Source organism: Rhodanobacter sp. FW510-R10, assembly GCF_058781105.1.
Genome location: NZ_JBYSWL010000001.1, coordinates 676572 through 694327 on the forward strand (window position 1 = coordinate 676572; position 17756 = coordinate 694327).

General features: G+C 69.0%; 15 protein-coding genes. 8 read left to right on the top strand and 7 right to left on the bottom strand.

Going from position 1 to position 17756, the window contains the following annotated elements; all coding sequences use genetic code 11:
- The first annotated feature begins 232 nt into the window (after window positions 1-232).
- Entirely contained in the window at window positions 233-1288 is a 1056-nt protein-coding gene (locus AC3WJB_RS02695; protein WP_492678452.1) for a GGDEF domain-containing protein, read from the top strand.
- A 145-nt stretch (window positions 1289-1433) separates the two neighbouring features.
- Here the strand turns inward: AC3WJB_RS02695 and AC3WJB_RS02700 are convergent, their stop codons facing one another.
- The gene (locus AC3WJB_RS02700; protein ID WP_492678454.1) at window positions 1434-2987 is read right to left on the bottom strand and encodes an amino acid permease; all 1554 of its coding nucleotides are present in this window, start codon (window positions 2985-2987) and stop codon (window positions 1434-1436) included.
- A 493-nt stretch (window positions 2988-3480) separates the two neighbouring features.
- Window positions 3481-5196 carry a sulfatase-like hydrolase/transferase gene (locus AC3WJB_RS02705; RefSeq protein ID WP_492678456.1) on the bottom strand — a complete coding sequence of 572 codons (1716 nt, stop codon included), beginning with the start codon at window positions 5194-5196 and terminating at the stop codon, window positions 3481-3483.
- A gap of 180 nt (window positions 5197-5376) precedes the next feature.
- Here AC3WJB_RS02705 and AC3WJB_RS02710 point away from each other — a divergent pair, with 180 nt between their 5' ends.
- From AC3WJB_RS02710 to AC3WJB_RS02725, 4 genes are all read left to right on the top strand, one after another.
- Window positions 5377-6066, top strand: coding sequence for an alpha/beta hydrolase (locus AC3WJB_RS02710; protein WP_492678458.1), 690 nt, complete (start codon window positions 5377-5379; stop codon window positions 6064-6066).
- 43 nt (window positions 6067-6109) lie between these two features.
- Entirely contained in the window at window positions 6110-7228 is a 1119-nt protein-coding gene (gene zapE, locus AC3WJB_RS02715; protein WP_492678460.1) for a cell division protein ZapE, read from the top strand.
- Between the two features lie 245 nt (window positions 7229-7473).
- A complete protein-coding gene (locus AC3WJB_RS02720; protein ID WP_492678462.1) occupies window positions 7474-8214 on the top strand; it encodes a polysaccharide deacetylase family protein in 741 nt (246 codons plus the stop codon).
- Window positions 8211-9332, top strand: coding sequence for a glycosyltransferase family 4 protein (locus AC3WJB_RS02725; RefSeq protein WP_492678464.1), 1122 nt, complete (start codon window positions 8211-8213; stop codon window positions 9330-9332). Before AC3WJB_RS02720 ends, AC3WJB_RS02725 begins: the two co-directional genes overlap by 4 nt.
- A gap of 124 nt (window positions 9333-9456) precedes the next feature.
- On the opposite strand, the gene gpmA is transcribed toward AC3WJB_RS02725, so the two are convergent.
- Window positions 9457-10200 (bottom strand): 2,3-diphosphoglycerate-dependent phosphoglycerate mutase, encoded by a 744-nt coding sequence (gpmA, locus tag AC3WJB_RS02730; RefSeq protein WP_492678466.1) that lies wholly within the window; start codon window positions 10198-10200, stop codon window positions 9457-9459.
- Window positions 10201-10281: 81 nt separating this feature from the next.
- The gene (gene hemF, locus AC3WJB_RS02735; protein WP_492678468.1) at window positions 10282-11184 is read right to left on the bottom strand and encodes an oxygen-dependent coproporphyrinogen oxidase; all 903 of its coding nucleotides are present in this window, start codon (window positions 11182-11184) and stop codon (window positions 10282-10284) included.
- A 264-nt stretch (window positions 11185-11448) separates the two neighbouring features.
- On the opposite strand from hemF, the gene AC3WJB_RS02740 reads away from it, so the two are divergent.
- From AC3WJB_RS02740 to AC3WJB_RS02750, 3 genes are read left to right on the top strand one after another with little or no spacing between them, the layout of a single operon-like run.
- Window positions 11449-12642 carry a beta-ketoacyl-[acyl-carrier-protein] synthase family protein gene (locus AC3WJB_RS02740; RefSeq protein ID WP_492683044.1) on the top strand — a complete coding sequence of 398 codons (1194 nt, stop codon included), beginning with the start codon at window positions 11449-11451 and terminating at the stop codon, window positions 12640-12642.
- Window positions 12639-13430: a beta-ketoacyl synthase chain length factor gene (locus AC3WJB_RS02745; protein WP_492678470.1), complete on the top strand. Its 792-nt coding sequence runs from the start codon at window positions 12639-12641 to the stop codon at window positions 13428-13430. Before AC3WJB_RS02740 ends, AC3WJB_RS02745 begins: the two co-directional genes overlap by 4 nt.
- The gene (locus AC3WJB_RS02750) at window positions 13427-14209 is read left to right on the top strand and encodes a glycosyltransferase family 2 protein (protein WP_492678472.1); all 783 of its coding nucleotides are present in this window, start codon (window positions 13427-13429) and stop codon (window positions 14207-14209) included. Before AC3WJB_RS02745 ends, AC3WJB_RS02750 begins: the two co-directional genes overlap by 4 nt.
- 52 nt (window positions 14210-14261) lie before the next feature.
- On the opposite strand, the gene fabG is transcribed toward AC3WJB_RS02750, so the two are convergent.
- From fabG to AC3WJB_RS02765, 3 genes are read right to left on the bottom strand one after another with little or no spacing between them, the layout of a single operon-like run.
- Window positions 14262-14999 (bottom strand): 3-oxoacyl-ACP reductase FabG, encoded by a 738-nt coding sequence (gene fabG, locus AC3WJB_RS02755; protein ID WP_492678474.1) that lies wholly within the window; start codon window positions 14997-14999, stop codon window positions 14262-14264.
- 11 nt (window positions 15000-15010) lie between these two features.
- Window positions 15011-15448, bottom strand: coding sequence for a hotdog family protein (locus AC3WJB_RS02760; protein ID WP_492683046.1), 438 nt, complete (start codon window positions 15446-15448; stop codon window positions 15011-15013).
- Window positions 15432-17756 carry an MMPL family transporter gene (locus AC3WJB_RS02765; RefSeq protein WP_492678476.1) on the bottom strand — a complete coding sequence of 775 codons (2325 nt, stop codon included), beginning with the start codon at window positions 17754-17756 and terminating at the stop codon, window positions 15432-15434. The genes AC3WJB_RS02760 and AC3WJB_RS02765 overlap by 17 nt, the downstream gene beginning before the upstream one ends.

A 17756-nucleotide genomic window follows, 5' to 3' on the forward strand; every position in this document is an offset into this window, starting at 1 on the left:
CGGCGTGGGCGACAACAGCTGGCGCGCCTGGCAGACTACCATGCCGGCAAGCAGGCCCAGGCTCCACGCGGGGTGTGGGCCCGTCGACGGACGTGGCACAGGGGGGCGCCGATCGAGCCAACAGCAGGGAAGCCATGGCATTCAACTTGCATGAGCTGTGGGGGAACCGCGCTTGAAATCCTTCGCCATGACCCGAAGTTCGCCCGCTGCCCGGCGCCAGCATGCCCAAAGCATGCGCAACCTGCGCGCCAGCGACCAGCAGCAATACCAGCATTACCTGGCGCGCTGCATGGGTCCGTCGATCCACGCCCTGACCGTGCTGGCGGTGTGCGGCGCCATCGTGATCGCGGTGACCGGCACGCTGGCCGGGCATCCCTCGTCGTTGCCGGCCTGGGTGCAGACCTTGCCGCTGATCGCGATGTTGCCGGTGGTGGTCGCCACCCGGCGCCTGCGCCATCCGGCCTGGCTGCGGTTGCTGGGATTGTTGTGCGTGGCCTTGCTGGAAGTGGCGATGAACCTGCAGGGTTGGAACGGCAGGCCTGACTTGCCCTGGGTGTGGCCGGCCGCGCTGCTGATACCGGCCGCCTCGGCCATGGTGTGGATCGGCAGTTGGTACTTCGCGCTCGGCATGCTGCTGTGCGCGCTGGGTCCGCTGCCGATGCTGCTGTGGAACGGCACCGACGGCACGCACCTGCTGCAGTATTTCGTCTTCATGGCGCTGACCATGGCCTTGTGCATCGTCCTGCGCACCTTCCTGGCCGGCATGCTGGTGGAGCAGTTCCGCCTGGAACGGCAGTTGCGGGCCAAGGCGGCCACGGACGACCTGTCCGGGCTGCTGCTGCGCAACCGTTTCCTGGAATCGGCTGCGGACGCCATCGACGAAGCCCACGTGCGGCGGCGCCCGACCTCATTGCTGTATCTGGATGTCGACCACTTCAAGGTCATCAACGACAACTACGGCCATGCGGCGGGCGACGCGGCCCTGGTGGCGTTGGCTGCCGCCATGCGCATGCAAAGCCGCCAGACCGACTTGATCGGCCGCGTCGGCGGCGAGGAATTTGCCATGCTGCTGCCCGGCGCCGGCGCGGCGCAAGCCATGGAGCGTGCTGAACGACTGCGCCTCGCCGTGCACGACATCGCCCGGCCGGATGGCCAGTTGTCGGTGAGCATCGGCGTCGCCACCTGCGCACCGGACGCCTACCAGGGCGTGGAAATGCTGCTGGCCCAGGCCGACCAGGCGATGCGAAACGCCAAGCGCCAGGGCCGTGACCGCATCATCAGCGCCTGAGCAGGAGCGCGCCAGGAACCCGGCGGCGCCCAGCAGGCGCATTCGCCATCCCCGGCATCGCTCCATGACACCGGAACACCATCCCGGCGTCATTCCCGCAAGGCGCTTTTCAACGGCCGATGGGTCAGACCTTCCCCGGGGGCCTCTATCGTCCGCGGTTTTCCGGACGCGCCATTTCGCTGTGGTGCATGCCGAAGCCGAAATAGATTGCCAAGCCGATGGCCATCCAGACCACGAACCGCCAGATGGTGACGATGTCGAGGCCGCCAATCATGTGGAAGCGGCCATCGCTGACCCACGGCCAGCCGGTGATCAGGAACAGCGAGAACACGATGCCGAGCGGCGCCAGCAGCCATAGTGCCGGCGTGCGGAAGCGGCGCTCGAGGTTGGGCTGGCGGATGCGCAGGATGAGCACCGAGGCGCAGATCACGATGAACGCGGACAAGGTGCCGATGTTCACCAGCTCGGCCAGCTCGCGGATCGGCAACAGGCCGGCCGCCAGCGCGGTGAAGACGCCAAGCAGCATGGTGGGGCGATACGGCGTGTGGTACTTCGGGTGCGGCTTGGCAAACCAGCGCGGCAGCAGGCCATCGCGTGCCAGCGCATACCAGATGCGCGCGGCGCCCAGCATGAAGGCAAATACCACGCTGGCAATGCCCGCGATCGCGGCGACATTGATGGCCGCGCTGACCCAGTGCAGGTCGCGGGCGGCAAACACCGCGCTCACCGGCGCGTCGCTGGCCAGGATCATCTGCGTGCACTGCCCCGCCGTCTCGCTTGGATCCACGCAGCCGTTGTAAGGCACCATGCCGGTCAGCACCAGCGAGATCGCCAGGTACATGGTCATCGCCACGCCGAGCGAGGCCAGGACCGCGAGCGGCAGGTCGCGCTGCGGATTCTTCGATTCCTCGGCGGCGGTGGTCAAGGTGTCATAGCCGAACACGGCAAAGAACACGATGCTCGCCGCGGCCAACATGCCGTCCACGCCGTAGCGCGTGCCGCCGGTGGCGGCCGCGTCATGGATCAGCGGCGGGATGAATGGCGACCAGTTCGCCGGGTTGATGAAGAACGCGCCCACGACCACCACGATGACCACGCCCAGCACCTTCAGCGCGACCACGAAGGTGTTGAAGCGCGCGCCAACCTCGGTGCGGGCAATCTGCAGCGCGGCAATCGCCAGCGCCACGACCATGGCGATGAGGTTGATGCCGCGGCCGCTGTCCGGCTGCGCCGGATCATAGGCACCCTGCAGGAACACAGGCAGCTGGAAACCGGTGAGCTGGGTGATCAGCGACTGCAGGTAATTCGAGGTGCCGGCCGCAACCACGCCGACGATGAGCGCGTACTCGACCAGCAGGTCCCAGCCGATGATCCACGCCGGAAGCTCACCGAGCACGGCATAGCTGTAGGTGTAGGCGCTGCCGGTGACCGGGATCATGCCGGAAAACTCGGCATAGGAAAGCGCCGCGCAGGCACTGCCGATGCCGGCCACCAGGAAACTCAGGATGATGGCGGGGCCGGCGTTCAAGGCCGCCTCGTTCGGCGCGAGCACGAACACGCCAACGCCCACGATCGCGCCGACCCCGATCGCGGTCAGCTGCCAGACGCCCATCGTGCGGCGGAAATCCCTGCTCGCACCTGCTTCGGCCTGCAACTGCGCAACCGTCTTGTGCCGGATCAATCTGCGAAAAAAGCCCATGGGGTTCCCCTTGGCAAGAAACGCCCGATCATAGCAATTCAACCCGCAAAGGCCACCGCCCGCCGGTGGCGCGGTACCCATGGATGACTGTGTCGCGTGAGGCCCACCGAATATGCCGTGCACCCCGTCGCCCTGCCCTCGTCCTTACCTTCCGTCATCCCCTGCGCCCTGCCGTCATCCCCTGCGCCCTGCCGTCATCCCCTGCACCTCTGTCGTCATTCCCGCGAAAGCGGGGATCCAGTGCTTTTAGGTGTGCGCAAGAGCCAAGGCACTGGATTCCCGCTTTCGCGGGAATGACGCCGGGCGGTGTTTCGGCGTCCAGCGCGGTGCCGTGGATGAGGCGAGGGCGGTTCGGAAAACGTTCCGGACGGCAGTGCGCGAAAGCGGGAATGACGCCGGGGGGATGACATGGGCGCCGGATGGCGGAACAGGGCGCGCGTGGATGGCAGGGCGTGCGGACGTGCCGGATTCGCCTTTCGTGCCGGGCTCGCCTTTATTGGTAGACGTGCAGACGCTCAAACACCCAGGCTTCGTAGGAAGCGAGCAAGCCTGGCACCGGGCAATCGTCGAAGCGCCCGCCGCAGCGATCGCGCAGCGTGGTCGCGGCGGAAAAATACGCGTCCTTCGGCAGGCCGGCCGCCTGCAGCACCATGGTCGGCAGGAAGGCGATATCCAGCATGGGGTAATGCGGCAACGCCGGGCCGGGGAAATTGCTCTTCAGCACGTAATAAGTGAGCTCGTCGCGGTACGGCCGCAGCCCGGGGGGCAGCGTGCGCGGCAACCCGCGCAGCAGGCTCGAAAACGAGGGTTGGTGGTCGCCAAAATGCAGCAGGATGGTGGGTTGCGCGCGATCGAGGAACGCGTGCTCGAGCCCGCGCATGGCGAGGTCCGAATCGTGCAGCCGCCACAGGTAGGTGTCGAAGTTCAACGCGGCGGCCGGCGTGAGCCCGCGCGCCACGCCATCGCGCCACGGCTCGGGCAGCTTCGGGCGTTCGGCATCGTCATGCGGTCCGTGCTGGTTCAACGTCAGCACCATCATGAACACCGGGTGCCCCTCGCGCTTGGCCAGCGCATAGGCGCGCGCCGCGGCGGCAAACATCTGCGCGTCGGATTCTTCCCATTCGTCCAGCTGCAGTTCGCTGGCATCGTACAGGTGGTCGAAGCCATAGGCGCGGTAGGCATTGCGACCGTTGAGGAAGCTGCCGACCGTGGGGTACACGGCAATCGTGGTGTAGCCCAGGCGCCGCAGCAGCCACGGCAAGGCATCGTGCACGTGGGGCGCGAGCACGAACGGCGCATACATGCCACCGGGCCCGAAAATGTCATGCGGCATGCCGGTCAAGGCAGCAAACTCGCTGACCCAGGTGCCGCCGCCGAAGGTGTGCACGCGCAGCACGCCCGCGCCGCGCGTGCGGGCATCGGCGCGAAACAGCGCGAACTGGCAGAGCGCGACGGCGTGGCAGGCGTCAAAATTGGAAGGGTCGAACGTGCTCTCCTCCAACACCTCCACGATGTCCGGATACGGCCCATGCGCGGCTGGTGCCGACCGGATGGCCGTGCCGGCCCATTGCTGCTGCGCCGCGAGGGCGCTGGACATCCGCGGCAGTTTGACCTCGGCATCGCGCCAGTTGACGAAGAAATCGGTCAGCAGCGCATCGTCGGACATCTCATCCCAGGCCGCGCGCGCATGCACCTGGGCAAACGCGCCGTGCGGCAGCAGCAGAACCCAGAACATGCCCGCGAACCCCGCCACGGCAAGCACGCGCAGCAGGCCGGCCCGCCATGGACTCCACCCGCGCCAGTGCAGGTCGCCGCGCCACACCAGGTACAGCAGCAGCGGACCGAGCACGCACAGGCCAATGCCCAGGCCGTACAGGTGCGGGTAGTGGCGCAAGGTGTCGACCAGGCTGGTGCGCGCAAAGTAGACGAAGTCCGCCGGCAGCAGCGTGGATTCCAGGTATTGCATCTTCAGCACGGCAATGAATCGCAGCCCGACGAACGCGCCACCGGCGAGCACCAGTGCGGTGGCCGGACGCGCAAGCGCGCCCAGCAGCACGCCGAATGTGCACAGCATCAGGCTGGCGATAAAGAGCTGCTGCGGCCGCTGCGGTTCGCCGCCGGCGGCCAGGGCCACGCAAACGAGAAAAAACACCAGCGCCGCGCCGAGCGCGATGTAGGGGCGCAGCGGGCGCAATGAAACAACTTGCATGGTGGGCACGCTCCCCGGTACGGCCCGGTGACTGTGGGCATTTTAGCCGTCTTTGCCGGCCACAGCCGGTGCCGCTGGCGGTCCGTTCGACTGGCGTTGTGCAACCTTGCGCCGCCTTGCATGCGGCCGGCCCCGGCCATCCCGACCGCGGGCGCGACGCAAGGCAGGTATCATCGACGCATGAGTCCCACGCCCCTGTCCTCGACCCCGACCGCGTTTCCCACCGAGTCTGCCAGCTTCCTGCTGGATGGCCCGGGCGGGAAGCTGGAGACCATCACCGACGTCGCCACGCGCAACTGCGCGCGGCGCGGCGTGGCCGTGGTTTGCCATCCCCAGCCCGAACAGGGCGGCACCATGCACAACAAGGTGGTGACCATGACCGAGCGGGCACTGCGCGAGTCCGGACTGGATACGCTGCGCTTCAATTTCCGTGGCACCGGCAACTCCACCGGCACACATGACGGTGGCCCGGGCGAGAGCGACGACCTGGTGGCGATGGCCGCCTGGGTGCGCAAGGTGCGCCCGGACGATGTGCTGTGGCTGGCGGGATTCTCCTTTGGCGCCTGGATCACCTTGCGCAACGCCGTGCGCCTGCAGGCCAAGGCGCTGATCAGCATTGCCCCGCCGATTGGCCTGCGCCCGCTCGAGGGCGTGCCGTTGCCCACGTGCCCCTGGCTGCTGATCCAGGGCGAGGCCGACGAGATCGTGGACCCGCAGGCCGTGTTCGACTGGGTCGCCGCGCTGAAGCAACCGCCTGAACTGATCCGCATGCCGGACACCGGGCATTTCTTCCACCGCCGGATGATGGATCTGCGCGGCGCGATCAAGCACGCAGTGCGCGATTGGCTGCCACCACTGCGGCATGCCTGAACCCGTTCGCGCATCTTGACCCACCGTCACCGACATGCGGCCCATGGCTGAGGGTGCGCCGCTGGCACCCAGCGTGCGCTACGCCGAGGGCGTGGCCGCGCACCGCTGGGAAGCCGACGCCGCGCAACTCGCCCTGCTGCCCGAGTTCGATCGCCTGCATGCGGCCCTGTGCGCCGCGGCGGCACGTCCCGGGGGCTTGTTCGACCGCCTGCGCAGCATGCTCGGCGCCGAACCGGCCGCAGCCATCCCCGGCTTGTACCTGTGGGGCCAGGTTGGCCGCGGCAAGACGTTCCTGATGGACCTGTTTGCCGCCAGCCTGCCGCACGGCGTGGCCTTGCGGCGGCATTTCCACCGCTTCATGGCCGAAGTGCACGAATCCCTGCGCGCACTTGGCGAGCGCCAGGACCCACTGCGCATCGTCGCCGCCGAGCTGGCCGGGCGCTGCCGGGTGCTGTGCCTGGACGAGTTCCTGGTCAACGACATTGGCGATGCGATGATCCTCGCCAACCTGCTCGAGGCGCTGCTCGCGCTCGACGTGGTGCTGGTGACCACGTCCAACACGCCGCCGGCGCAGCTCTATCGCGGCGGCCTGCAGCGCTCGCGCTTCCTGCCGGCCATCGCCCTGCTCGAGCAGCGCTGCCACGTCGTGGGCATGCAGTCGATCCACGATTGGCGCTTGCGCGCGCTGACCCAGGCCTCGGTGTACCTGACCCCGCCCGGACCGGAGGCGCAACGGACGCTGGAGCGCATCTTCGCCAGCCAGGCCAGCGGGCCGGTACGCGAGGGCGGCGCGCTGCACATCCTGGGCCGCGGTATCCCGCTGGTGCGGCGCGCCGACAACGTCCTGTGGTTTGAATTTACCGCCTTGTGCGATGGGCCGCGCGCGGTGGCCGACTACATCGAGCTGGCCAAGGCCGGCCCCACCGTGATCGTCGCCAGCGTGCCGCAGTTCACCGTCAACAGCGAGGATCCGGCACAGCGCTTCGTGCAACTGGTCGACGAGTTCTACGACCGCCAGGTCAAGCTGGTGCTGTCTGCCGCTGCGCCCATCACCGAGCTGTACGCCGGCGAGCGCCTGCGCGCCGCATTCGCCCGCGCCGAGTCGCGCCTGATCGAGATGGGCAGCGAGGAATACCTGGCCTTGCCCCACCGCCCGGAGTAACCCACGCCGCTTTGCGGCTCAGCCCGATTCCGGGTTGGCCGCCGCCATCGCCGACCATGCCGTTGCCGTCCGGTGGCTGAACGAGCCTGCCGCCAGCACCGGCGCACGACAGATACCCGAAAGACAGACGGGCTGCAATGGTCGCGCCGGGCGCGCATCGCCGGCGAACCGGAATCGCGGCGTGCCGCCGGAATGCTGGCCGAGCCTCGCCGTTCCAATTCTCCGCGGGCCCCCACAAACATCCCATGGACCGAGTCCTGCCACCTCCAGCACTGCCGATCCTGATGTATCACAACATCGCACAGGCGCCACGCAAGCTGCCCGTGTACCGCAGCCTGTATGTCAGCCCCGGCGCGTTCGCGCGCCAGCTGTGGCTGCTGCGCCGATTGGGGTATGCCGGCGTGTCGATGGCCGCGGCGATGCCTTACCTGCGCGGCGAGCGCAGCGGCCGCGTCGTGGTGATCACGCTGGACGATGGCTACCAGGACAACCTGGAAGCCGCGCTGCCGCTGCTGCGACGCTACGGCTGCACCGCCACGGTGTACGCGGTCAGCGGCGCGTTGGGGCGTTTCAACTGCTGGGACGCCGAGCGGCTCGGGGTCCGCAAGCCCGTGATGTCGGCGGCGCAGCTCCGCCAGTGGGTGGCAAGCGGCATGGAAGTCGGGGCCCATAGCCGCAACCATCCACACCTGACGCGCTGCGACGACCAGGCCCTGCGTGACGAGACCAGCGGCGCCAAGCACGAACTCGAGGATGCGCTTGGCGTCGCCGTCACCCAGTTCTGCTACCCCTACGGCGACGTGGATGACCGCGTTGCCGCCGCCACGCGCGAGGCCGGCTTTGCCGCTGCCACAGCCACCTGCCGCGGACGCGCCCGCGCCGGCGACGATTTGTGGCGCCTGCCGCGGGTGCAGATCGCGCGCCACCACCTGCTGCCGCAGTTCGCCATGCGCACCCTCACCGCCTACGAGGATCGCCGCGCATGAACTTCCTGCTGGTCGGCACCAATCCGGAAAACACCGGCGCGGCCACGCACTTTGTCGCACTCGCCAACGCCCTCGCCGAAGCCGGCCACGCAGTCACCGTGGTGGCCGCACCCGACAGCCTGATTGCCGCCAGGCTGGCGGATGGCAGGGTGCACCTGCGCCTGGGCAAGTTCCGCAACGTACTCGATCCGCGCGGGTATGCCACGGTGGTCCACGCTGCGAGGCAGACGCGACCCGAGTGGCTGATTGGCAACTTCGGCAAGGAATACTGGCCACTGATCGTCCTGGGTCGTGCGCTCGGGATCCCGGTGGCGCTGTTCCGCCACCGCACGCCGCCGATGAAGAGGCTGTCGGCCTGGTTGCTGCCGCGTCTTGCCCAGCGCTTCTTCGCTGTGTCCTGTTACGCGCGCCAGGCTTATCTCGACTGCGGCATCGCCGCCGAATGCGTGCAGATCCTTCCCAATCCGGTGGATGTCCACCATTGCCATCCCGATCCACAGCAACGCCTGGCCCTGCTGCAGCGCCTGGGCCTCGACGAGGATGCCATCGTGGTCGGCTATGCCGGAAGGCTGCAACGGGGCAAGGGCATTTTCACGCTGCTCATCGCCGCGAGCCAGGCGATGGCGCAGGAGCCACGGCTGCATTGCCTGTGGCTTGGCGATGGGCCCGATGGGGCCGCGCTGCGTGAGCTGGCGCAACGTGCCCCCAATGCGTCCCGCCACCATTTCACCGGCTGGGTCCAGGACAGCGCGTCCTGGTACAACGCCATGTCGATGCTGGCGTTCCCCTCGCTGGCCCCGGAAACGTTTGGGCGCGTATCGGTCGAGGCACAGGCCGCCGGCATCCCGGTGCTCGGCAGCGATCTTGGTGGCATCCCGGAAACCATGCAGGCCGGCGTCAGCGGCCTGCTGTTGCCTCCAGGGGACACCGGCGCGTGGCGCGACGCCATTCTCGGCTTGTGCAACCCCGCCGTCCGCGCGCCGATGGGGTTGGCTGCCCGGCAATTCGTCGAAGAACATTTCAGCAGCACCAGCATCGCGTCCGAACTGGTCCGCTTGCTGCACACGGCGCGCCCCGTGCGCACCAGGCATCGCCGGGCGGGCAGGGTATCTTCCTGATCCGGCGATGGCACCCATCGGCAGCCAGTGCCGCGGCGGCAGGCCGTGCGTCGCCCCGCGGGTTTCCCCACGATGCCAGTCTTCCCGTGGCAGCCCGCCGGCAGGCGATATCGCTCGACCGGACTTAGCGCGCCTTGCCCTGGTTGGCCACGGCCGCCATCTTGGCCGCGATCTCGGCGCTGTCGCCCAGGTAGTAATGGTCAAGCGGACGCAGTTCCGCGTCGAACTCATACACCAGCGGCACGCCGTTGGGGATGTTGAGCTCGACGATGTCGGTGTCGGAAATGTCGTCCAGGTACTTCACCAGCGCGCGCATGGAATTACCGTGCGCCACCACCAGCACACGCTGCCCGGCGCGGATGGCCGGCCCCAGCACCTCGTGCCAGTAGGGCAGCACGCGGGCGACCGTGTCCTTCAGGCATTCGGTGGCGGGAATCTGCTGTGCCGACAGCGTGGCATAACGGGGGTCGCGCAACGGCTCATTCGCGGCTGGTTCCTGCGGCGGCGGCGGCACGTCGTAGCTGCGCCGCCAGATCTTGACCTGCGCCTCGCCATATTTCGCGGCCGTGTCGGCCTTGTTGAGCCCGGTCAGGGCGCCGTAGTGGCGCTCGTTGAGGCGCCAGTCGGTGAGCACCGGCAACCACATCGCGTCAATGGCTTCCTGCACCCCCCACAAGGTGCGCACCGCGCGCTTGAGCACGGACGTGTGCGCGACGTCGAAGGCGTAGCCGGATTCCTTCAACAGGCGGCCGGCCTCGGTGGCCTCGGCCACGCCTTGCGGCGTGAGGTCGACGTCGGCCCAGCCGCTGAAGCGGTTCTCCAGGTTCCATAGCGACTGGCCGTGGCGGACGAGGACGAGTTTGGACATGGCTGGGCAATCCTGCGTGAAACCGCGGATGGTGCGGCGCCGCGCCGCGCAGGTCAAACCTGTCGTGCGGCGGCCGCGTGATCAGACCCAGTCGCGCGGCTGCAGGTAAGCGGCCAAGCGCGACTCGGCCGAGCCTGGCTCGGGCGCGTACGCATACTCGAAACGCACGCGCGGCGGCAGGCTCATCAGGATCGACTCGGTACGTCCGCCCGACTGCAGGCCAAACAGCGTGCCGCGGTCATACACCAGGTTGAACTCCACGTAGCGGCCGCGCCGGTACAGCTGGAACTCGCGCTCGCGCTCGCCGTAAGGCGTGTCGCGGCGGCGCTCGACGATCGGCAGGTAGGCGTCGAGGAAGCCATTGCCGACCGCGCGGGTGAAGGCAAAGCAGTGCTCGAAGCCACCGGTGTTGAGATCGTCATAGAAGAGGCCGCCGACGCCGCGGGTCTCGTGCCGGTGCTTGAGGTAGAAGTACTCATCGCACCAGCGCTTGTAACGCGGATAGACGTCCGCGCCAAACGGCACACAGAGATCCCTGGCCACGCGGTGCCAATGCACGATGTCCTCGTCTTGGGGGTAGAACGGGGTCAGGTCGAAGCCGCCGCCAAACCACCATACTGGCGCCACCCCCGGCTTGCGCGCCTCGAAATAGCGCACGTTCGCGTGGGTGGTCGGCACGTGCGGGTTTCTCGGATGCAACACCAGCGAAACCCCGGTGGCGACGAACTCGCCGCCGGCCAGCTCCGGGCGGTGCAACGTGGCACTGGGTGGAAGCTGGTGGCCGGAGACGCGGGAAAAGTTCACCCCTGCCTGCTCGAACACCGCGCCGTCGCGCAGCACCCGGGTGTGCCCGCCGCCGCCTTCGGGCCGGATCCACGCATCCTCCACGAACGCGGCGCCGCCATCGGCGCGCTCGATGGCGGTGCAGATGCGCAACTGCAAGTCGCGCAGGAAGGCTTCGGCCTGGTCGGCTGGTTCGCTCATGGTGGCATCCTCGGGCTCGGCGCGAAACGGAACAAGTCCACCATGCTATCTCCGTGCGGCACGTCGTTGCGCCGGTCGGCCGGCGGGCGCGCGCTCGGATTCGCGACTCCTTCATGCATCCCGCGTCATGCTGGGCCCGACTCGTGTACCACACGCGCAATCGCGGCCACCCGGCATGGGCGCCACCGCGCCGCGGGCCTGAGCGCGCCCAAGCTCCTAGGCAAGTTTCTCCATGACTATTAATCTTCCGCCATGCCCGACCCGATGACCCCGGTGGCGATCAGCGCCTATACGGCGACTTCGGCCATGGGGCGCGGCTTGGATGCCCACCTGGCCAGCCTGCGCAGCGAACGCACCGCGTTGCAGCCGAACGATTTCGGCCCCACGCCACTGCCGTGCTGGGTCGGGCGCGTCGCCGGGCTGGAAGATGCGCCGCTGCCCGCGCCGCTCGCCGGCTGGGACTGCCGCAACAACCGCCTGGCCTGGCTTGGGTTGCAGCAGGACGATTTCCTGGCACGCGTGCTGGCGGCGCGCACACGCTATGGCGCCGATCGCGTGGCCCTGCTGCTGGGCACCTCCACGGCCAGCATCGGCGCCACCGAGGAGGCCTACCGCACGCTCGATGCCGACGGCGGGTTTGCCGACGCCATGCTGCGTCCGGAGCTGCACAACCCGCATTCGTTGTCGGCCTTCGTCGCCACCGCACTCGGTCTCGAGGGGCCCTGCCTGACCATTTCCACCGCCTGTTCGTCGAGCGCCAAGGTGTTTGCCAGCGCCGAGCGCCTGCTGCGCCTGGGCCTGGTCGATGCCGCCGTGGTCGGTGGCGTCGATAGCCTGTGCGCAAGCGTGCTGTTCGGCTTCAACGCGCTCGAGCTGGTCTCGCGCGCGCCCTGCCGGCCGTTCGACGTCCATCGCGACGGCATCTCGATTGGCGAGGCAGCCGCTTTTGCCCTGCTCGAACGCAACACGGCCGCGCCGGGCCAGCCGCGCCTGATCGGCTACGGCGAATCGAGCGATGCCCACCACATGTCGACCCCGGACCCGGAAGGCCGCGGTGCGGAACTGGCGCTGCGCGCCGCCCTGGAGCGGGCCGCGATCGAGCCCGCACAGGTGGACTACGTCAACCTGCACGGCACCGCCAGCGTCAAGAACGACGAGGTCGAGGCCGCCGTGCTCGAACGGTTGTTCCCGGCCAGTACCCGCGCCAGTTCCAGCAAGGGCCACAGCGGCCACACGCTCGGCGCGGCCGGCGCGCTGGAGGCGGTGATCAGCCTGCTGGCGACGGCGCACGACCTGTTGCCGGGCAATCTCGGCGCCAGCACGCCCGATCCGCGCTGCGGACCGCAGTTCGCCTGGCGCAACGAGAGCCGACCGGTCGCCGTCGCGCTCAGCAACTCGTTTGGCTTTGGCGGCAACAACGCTTGCCTGCTGTTTGCCGGCGCCGGAGTGGCGCCATGACTGGCCTGCGCTTCTACATCGAGGGTGTCGGCGTGTGGTCGCCGCAGCTGGCTGGCTTTGCCGCGCTGCGCGAGGTGCTGGCCGGGGCGATGCCGGCCCCACCCGCGCGGGCGCCCACGGCGGCGATCCTGCCGCCGGCCGAACGCCGCCGCGCGCCCGCCAGCGTGCGCCTGGCGCTGGAAGTCGCGCAGCAGGCCGCAGTGGCAAGCGGCCGCAAGCCGGCTACGCTGCCTTGCGTGTTTGCGTCTTCGCACGGAGACCAGGCCACCACCGATTACATGTGCGCGACCCTGGCACGCGAGCCGCTGGAACTGTCGCCGACACGCTTCCACAATTCGGTGCACAACGCCCCGGCCGGCTACTGGACCATCGCCGTCGGCTGCCGCGCCGCCTCGAGCGCGGTAAGCGCAGGGCGGGCAAGCTTCGGCGCCGGTCTCCTGGAAGCCGGCAGCCAGGTGCTGGGCAACGGCGAGGCAGTACTGCTGGCCTGCGCCGACACCGTCGGCACCGGGCCGATGAGCGAAGTGACCGGCTGTCGCGAAGCCTTTGGCTGCGCCCTGGTCCTGGCCCCGGAGCCCGGTACCCACACGCTGGCACGCATCGACCTGCAGCTCACCCCCGCGCTCCCTGACCCGCCCTTGCCGGAGCCGCTGGCAAGCTGGCGTGCGAACAACCCCTCGGCCCCGGCCCTGGCGCTGCTGGCCTTGCTGGCGCAGGGCGCGGGCCAATGCCAACTTGCGGCGGCTCCGGCACTGGGGCTGCGTATCGACCTGGAGCACATGCCGTGAACGAGCTGCCGGAACGCTGGTGCGTGCTGATTCCCTGCCTCAACGAGGAGGCCGCAATCCAGGGCGTGATCGAATCGGTGCTGGCCCTCGGTGCCGCGGTGATCGTGGTCGACGACGGCTCCAGCGACCGCACGCCCGAAATCGTCTCGCGCTTGCCGGTCACCTTGCTGCAACTCGCCTCGCGGCAAGGCAAGGGAGAGGCGCTGCGCCGCGGCTTCCGTGAAGCACGGCGCCAGGGCTATGCCGCCGTGCTGACCATGGATGGCGACGGCCAGCACCTGGCCAGCGACATTCCCCGCATCGTTGCCGCCGCGCGGCGCTATCCCGGCCACGTCGTGATCGGCGCACGCCTGCTCAACCGCGAACAGCAGCCACATGGGCGGCGCCGCGCCAATGCCGTGGCCGACTGGGGCATCTCCTGGGCCTGCGCGCAACCAGTGGCGGATACGCAAAGCGGCCAGCGCTGGTATCCACCGTCGGCGCTGGAGCTGGTCGAGCTGCCGGCCGAGAATTTCGTGTTCGAGGCTGCGCTGCTCATCACCGCCTCGCGGGAGAAGGGTATTGGCGTGGTCTCGGTACCCATTGCCTCGCGCTACCACTCGGAGTTTCGCGCCAGCCACCTGAGTCCGGTCCGCGACGTCACCCGCATCACCTTGTATACGATCGGCCGCGTCGTGCACTACGGCGACATCATTGCCAGCTACCGGCGCTCGCGGCAAAAGGCGCTGGTGATCGGCGACGACCAGCCCGGCGACATCCTCCCCACTTTCTCGCCCTGATTCGCATGGCCGCAGCACGGGTCCCCAGCCACATGTGGATCTCCCGGGTCCGTCAGCCCATGCCGCCATTGACGCCAATGACCTGGCCGTTGATGTAGGCGGCCTGGTCACTGCACAGGAAGGCCACCAGCGCCGCCACCTCCTCGGGCCGGCCGGCACGCTGCGCCGGCACCAGCTCGCGGATACGCCCGGGCGGAAACGCTTCCTCGGCCATGCGCCCGGCAATCACCCCCGGCGCCACCACGTTCACGCTGATGCCGCGTGCCGCCATCTCCCGCGCCAGGGAGCGGCAAGCCCCGTGCAGCGCGGCCTTGGCCGCGGCGTAGTTGGTCTGCCCGCGATTGCCAAGCTGCGCCGCGACCGAACTGATGGCCACGATGCGCCCGGCGCGGGCGCGTGCCATGGGCAGCAGCAGCGGCCGGGCAACATGGAAAAATCCGTGCAGCGAGACATCGATCACCGTGTGCCACTGGGCATCGCTCATGCCGGCCATGGGCGCGTCGTCGTGGATGCCGGCATTGTGCACCAGGGCGTGGATCGTGCCGCCGGCCAGCAGTGCTTCCAGCGCCGATGCCGTAGCCGCGGCGTCGGTGATGTCGAACGCGGCCGCCTCGGCGCGGCCGCCGGCGGCGCGGATTGCCGCCACGGTGGCCGCTGCCCGCTCCATGCCGCGGTTGGCGTGCACGATCACATGGAACCCGGCACGGGCCAACGCGTGGCAGATCGCGCCGCCCAGGTCGCCGCTGCCACCGGTCACCAGGGCGCGGCGCGGGATTTCGGGAAGGGACATGGTGGCCTCGCTCAAGCAGGATCCGGATACATCACGGTGGCACGGCCGCTGGCCAGCAACTGCCCGTCGTGCACGACACGGAAACCATATTGTGCGCCACCAGGATCGGCATGCAGGCAGCTCGCGTGGACATCCAGATGGCCGGGCAGCGCGTCGACATATTCGATGTACAGGACCAGGTCACGCACGCTGACCAGCATGCCGGCACGTACCTGGCACTCGCCACGCGCCCGCGCCAGCAGCGCGCCATGTACAGCCATGGCCTGCGCGCCGTATTCGGCCAGGCACACGGCATGCAGGCCCCGGGCGCCGCGCAACGGGTTGTCCATCCGGGCGTGACTGCGGCTCGCGGCGTGGATGCCCTCGGCATCCCAGTGCAGCACGGCATCCAGCAGGCACATGCTGCCGGCGTGCGGGATCAGCCCGGCCCAGTCACTTTTCGGCAGCATCGGCATGCGGCGCCATCAGGATGGAAAGACAAAAATGAAAGGCGACGCCGAGGCTCACGGTGAGCCCAATGGCGCGCAACACCGGGATCGTCGCCCAGGCCAGCATGCCGAACACCACCAGCGCGGACAACACGCACACCAGCGTGGCATGCAGGACGCGGCGCTGCTCGGTCGGCTCGCCGCTGTCGCGCTCGAAAAACAGCGCGTAGTGCAGGCCGAGGCCACCGGCAAGGATCAGTGCGACAAGATGGAACAGGGAAATCTCGATCCCCATCGCGCGCTCCACGGCAAGCACCAGGAAGGTCGCCAGCGCCATCGGTGCCAGGACATGCCAGGCCCGGCGCGCGCTGCGCAGGGACAGGGTTACGGTCAGCACCAGCAGCAGCGCGGCCCCGAGCAAGGCGTGCAGGATGCGGCTGCGGTAGGCCACGACCAGCGCCTCCGACGCGGCCTTGAGGTCGAGCAGGCGCACCTCGCCCTGGTGCCCTGCCGCCAGCGTGCGCAAGGCCGCGACATCATGGACGCCGCTCACGCTGCCCAGCCCAAACCACTGCCCGTCCTGCTCCACCAGCATCGCCGCCAGGCGCTGGCCGAGCGGGCTGCGCTCGAACCGCGCAGGAGTCAACGGCGGCAGCTGACGGGCCGCTTCGACATCGGCCACGAAGGGCGCGAACAGGCCCGGTTGGAACGGTAGGCCACGCAAGGCCTGCTGCAGCTCGCGTTGCAGCGTGGCCTGGTCCGGCAGGCGTGCCTGGCGCTCGCGCTGCAGCGCCACCGGCGGGAGGTAACGCGAAGGCAGCTCCAGCGCATCGACCGCATGCCGCGCGACCAGCCCATCGGCCTGCGCCTGCAACGACTGCGACAAGGCCAGCACGCCTTCGGCGTTCGGCGCCTGCAGCACCAGCAGATAGCGCACATCCGGCGCGCCCAGCGCTTCGCGCAGTCGGGCGTCACGCTGCAGCAGGTTTGGCGGCAACGGCGTCAGCGCGGCGAGGTCGTTTTGCCAGAACGGCCCTGGCGCCACCGCCAGCAACCCCACGATCAGCATACCCACCAGCAGCGGCACCCAGGCCGGACGCGGCAGGCGATCGACCCACTGCCGCGTCCGCGCCAACCAACGCAGGTCCGCCACGTCGTGCACCCGCCGCGGCAACAGGTGCACCAGCAGGTAGCGCGTGCTGAAGCCCGCCACCAGGAGGCCGACGATCGTGAACACAGCCAGTTGCTGCAGGCCCGCGACGCCCGAGGCGTAGAACGCCAGGTAGGCAATGCAGGCCGAAGCAATCGCGGTGAGCAGCAGCGGCCACAGGCTGCGCACGCTGGCGACGGCATCCTCGCCCGCACGGCGATGGCTGAGCACGCGTATCGGGTATTCCTGCGCCACGCCGAGCAGGGTGAAGCCGAACGCCAGGGTGATGCCGTGCACCTGCGGATAGACCAAGGTCAAGGCGGCGATGCCGGCCAGTGCCGCGCTCGCGATCGGCAGGGCGGACAGCAGCAGCGAGCGCACGCTGCGGTAGGCCAGCAGCAGCAACAACACGAAGCCCACGGTCGAAACGCGGCCAATCCATTCGGCCTGGTGGCGGGTCTGCGCGCCCAGCACCACGCTGAAGTAGCCCGGCCCGCTCAGCTGCAGCCGGGCGCCGCTGTGATCGGGCAACGCCTGGAACGCCTGCTTGATGCCCGCGACCGCCGCCTCCTGCGCGCCCGGATCGAAGCCGGCGGCAACCGTCTGCACCAGCAGCAGTGCGCCATCGCGCGCGGAAAACCAGACGCCGTCGCGCAGCTCGGGCGTGTGCCGCGGCGCCCAGGACTCGGCCAGCTTGAGCACTTCCAGCGTGGGATCGCGCGGCAACAGCGGTTTCAGCAGGCCGGCGCCGGGGGAGGACAAGTCGTCCACGCGCTGTTGCAACTGGTCGGCCAGGAACGCCTCGTCCAGCGGCTGGCTGTCCAGGGTGGGTGAGAGCAGGTAGCGGTACGGCAACAGGCTCGGGTCGAGGGCGCCAAGGTCCAGGTCGCCGTTCAACACCTGGCTGTAGCGCGGGTCATCCGCGAGGTCCGCGGCCAGGCCGCGGCTGAGCGCGGCGAGCTGCGCAGGCGGAGCGCCGTCGATCGCCACCAGCAACAGGCGCGAGGCCGGCCCGGAACCAAGCTGGTCCAGCAACAGGCGTTGATCCGGCGTGGTGGGCGCCGGCATGAAGCTGCGCAGGTCGGTGGTGACGTGCAGGCGCTGGCCAATCAACCAACCCAGGGCCGCCAGCACCAGCAGCCAGCCAAGCAACAAGCCGAACCGCGCGCCGCGGCCCAC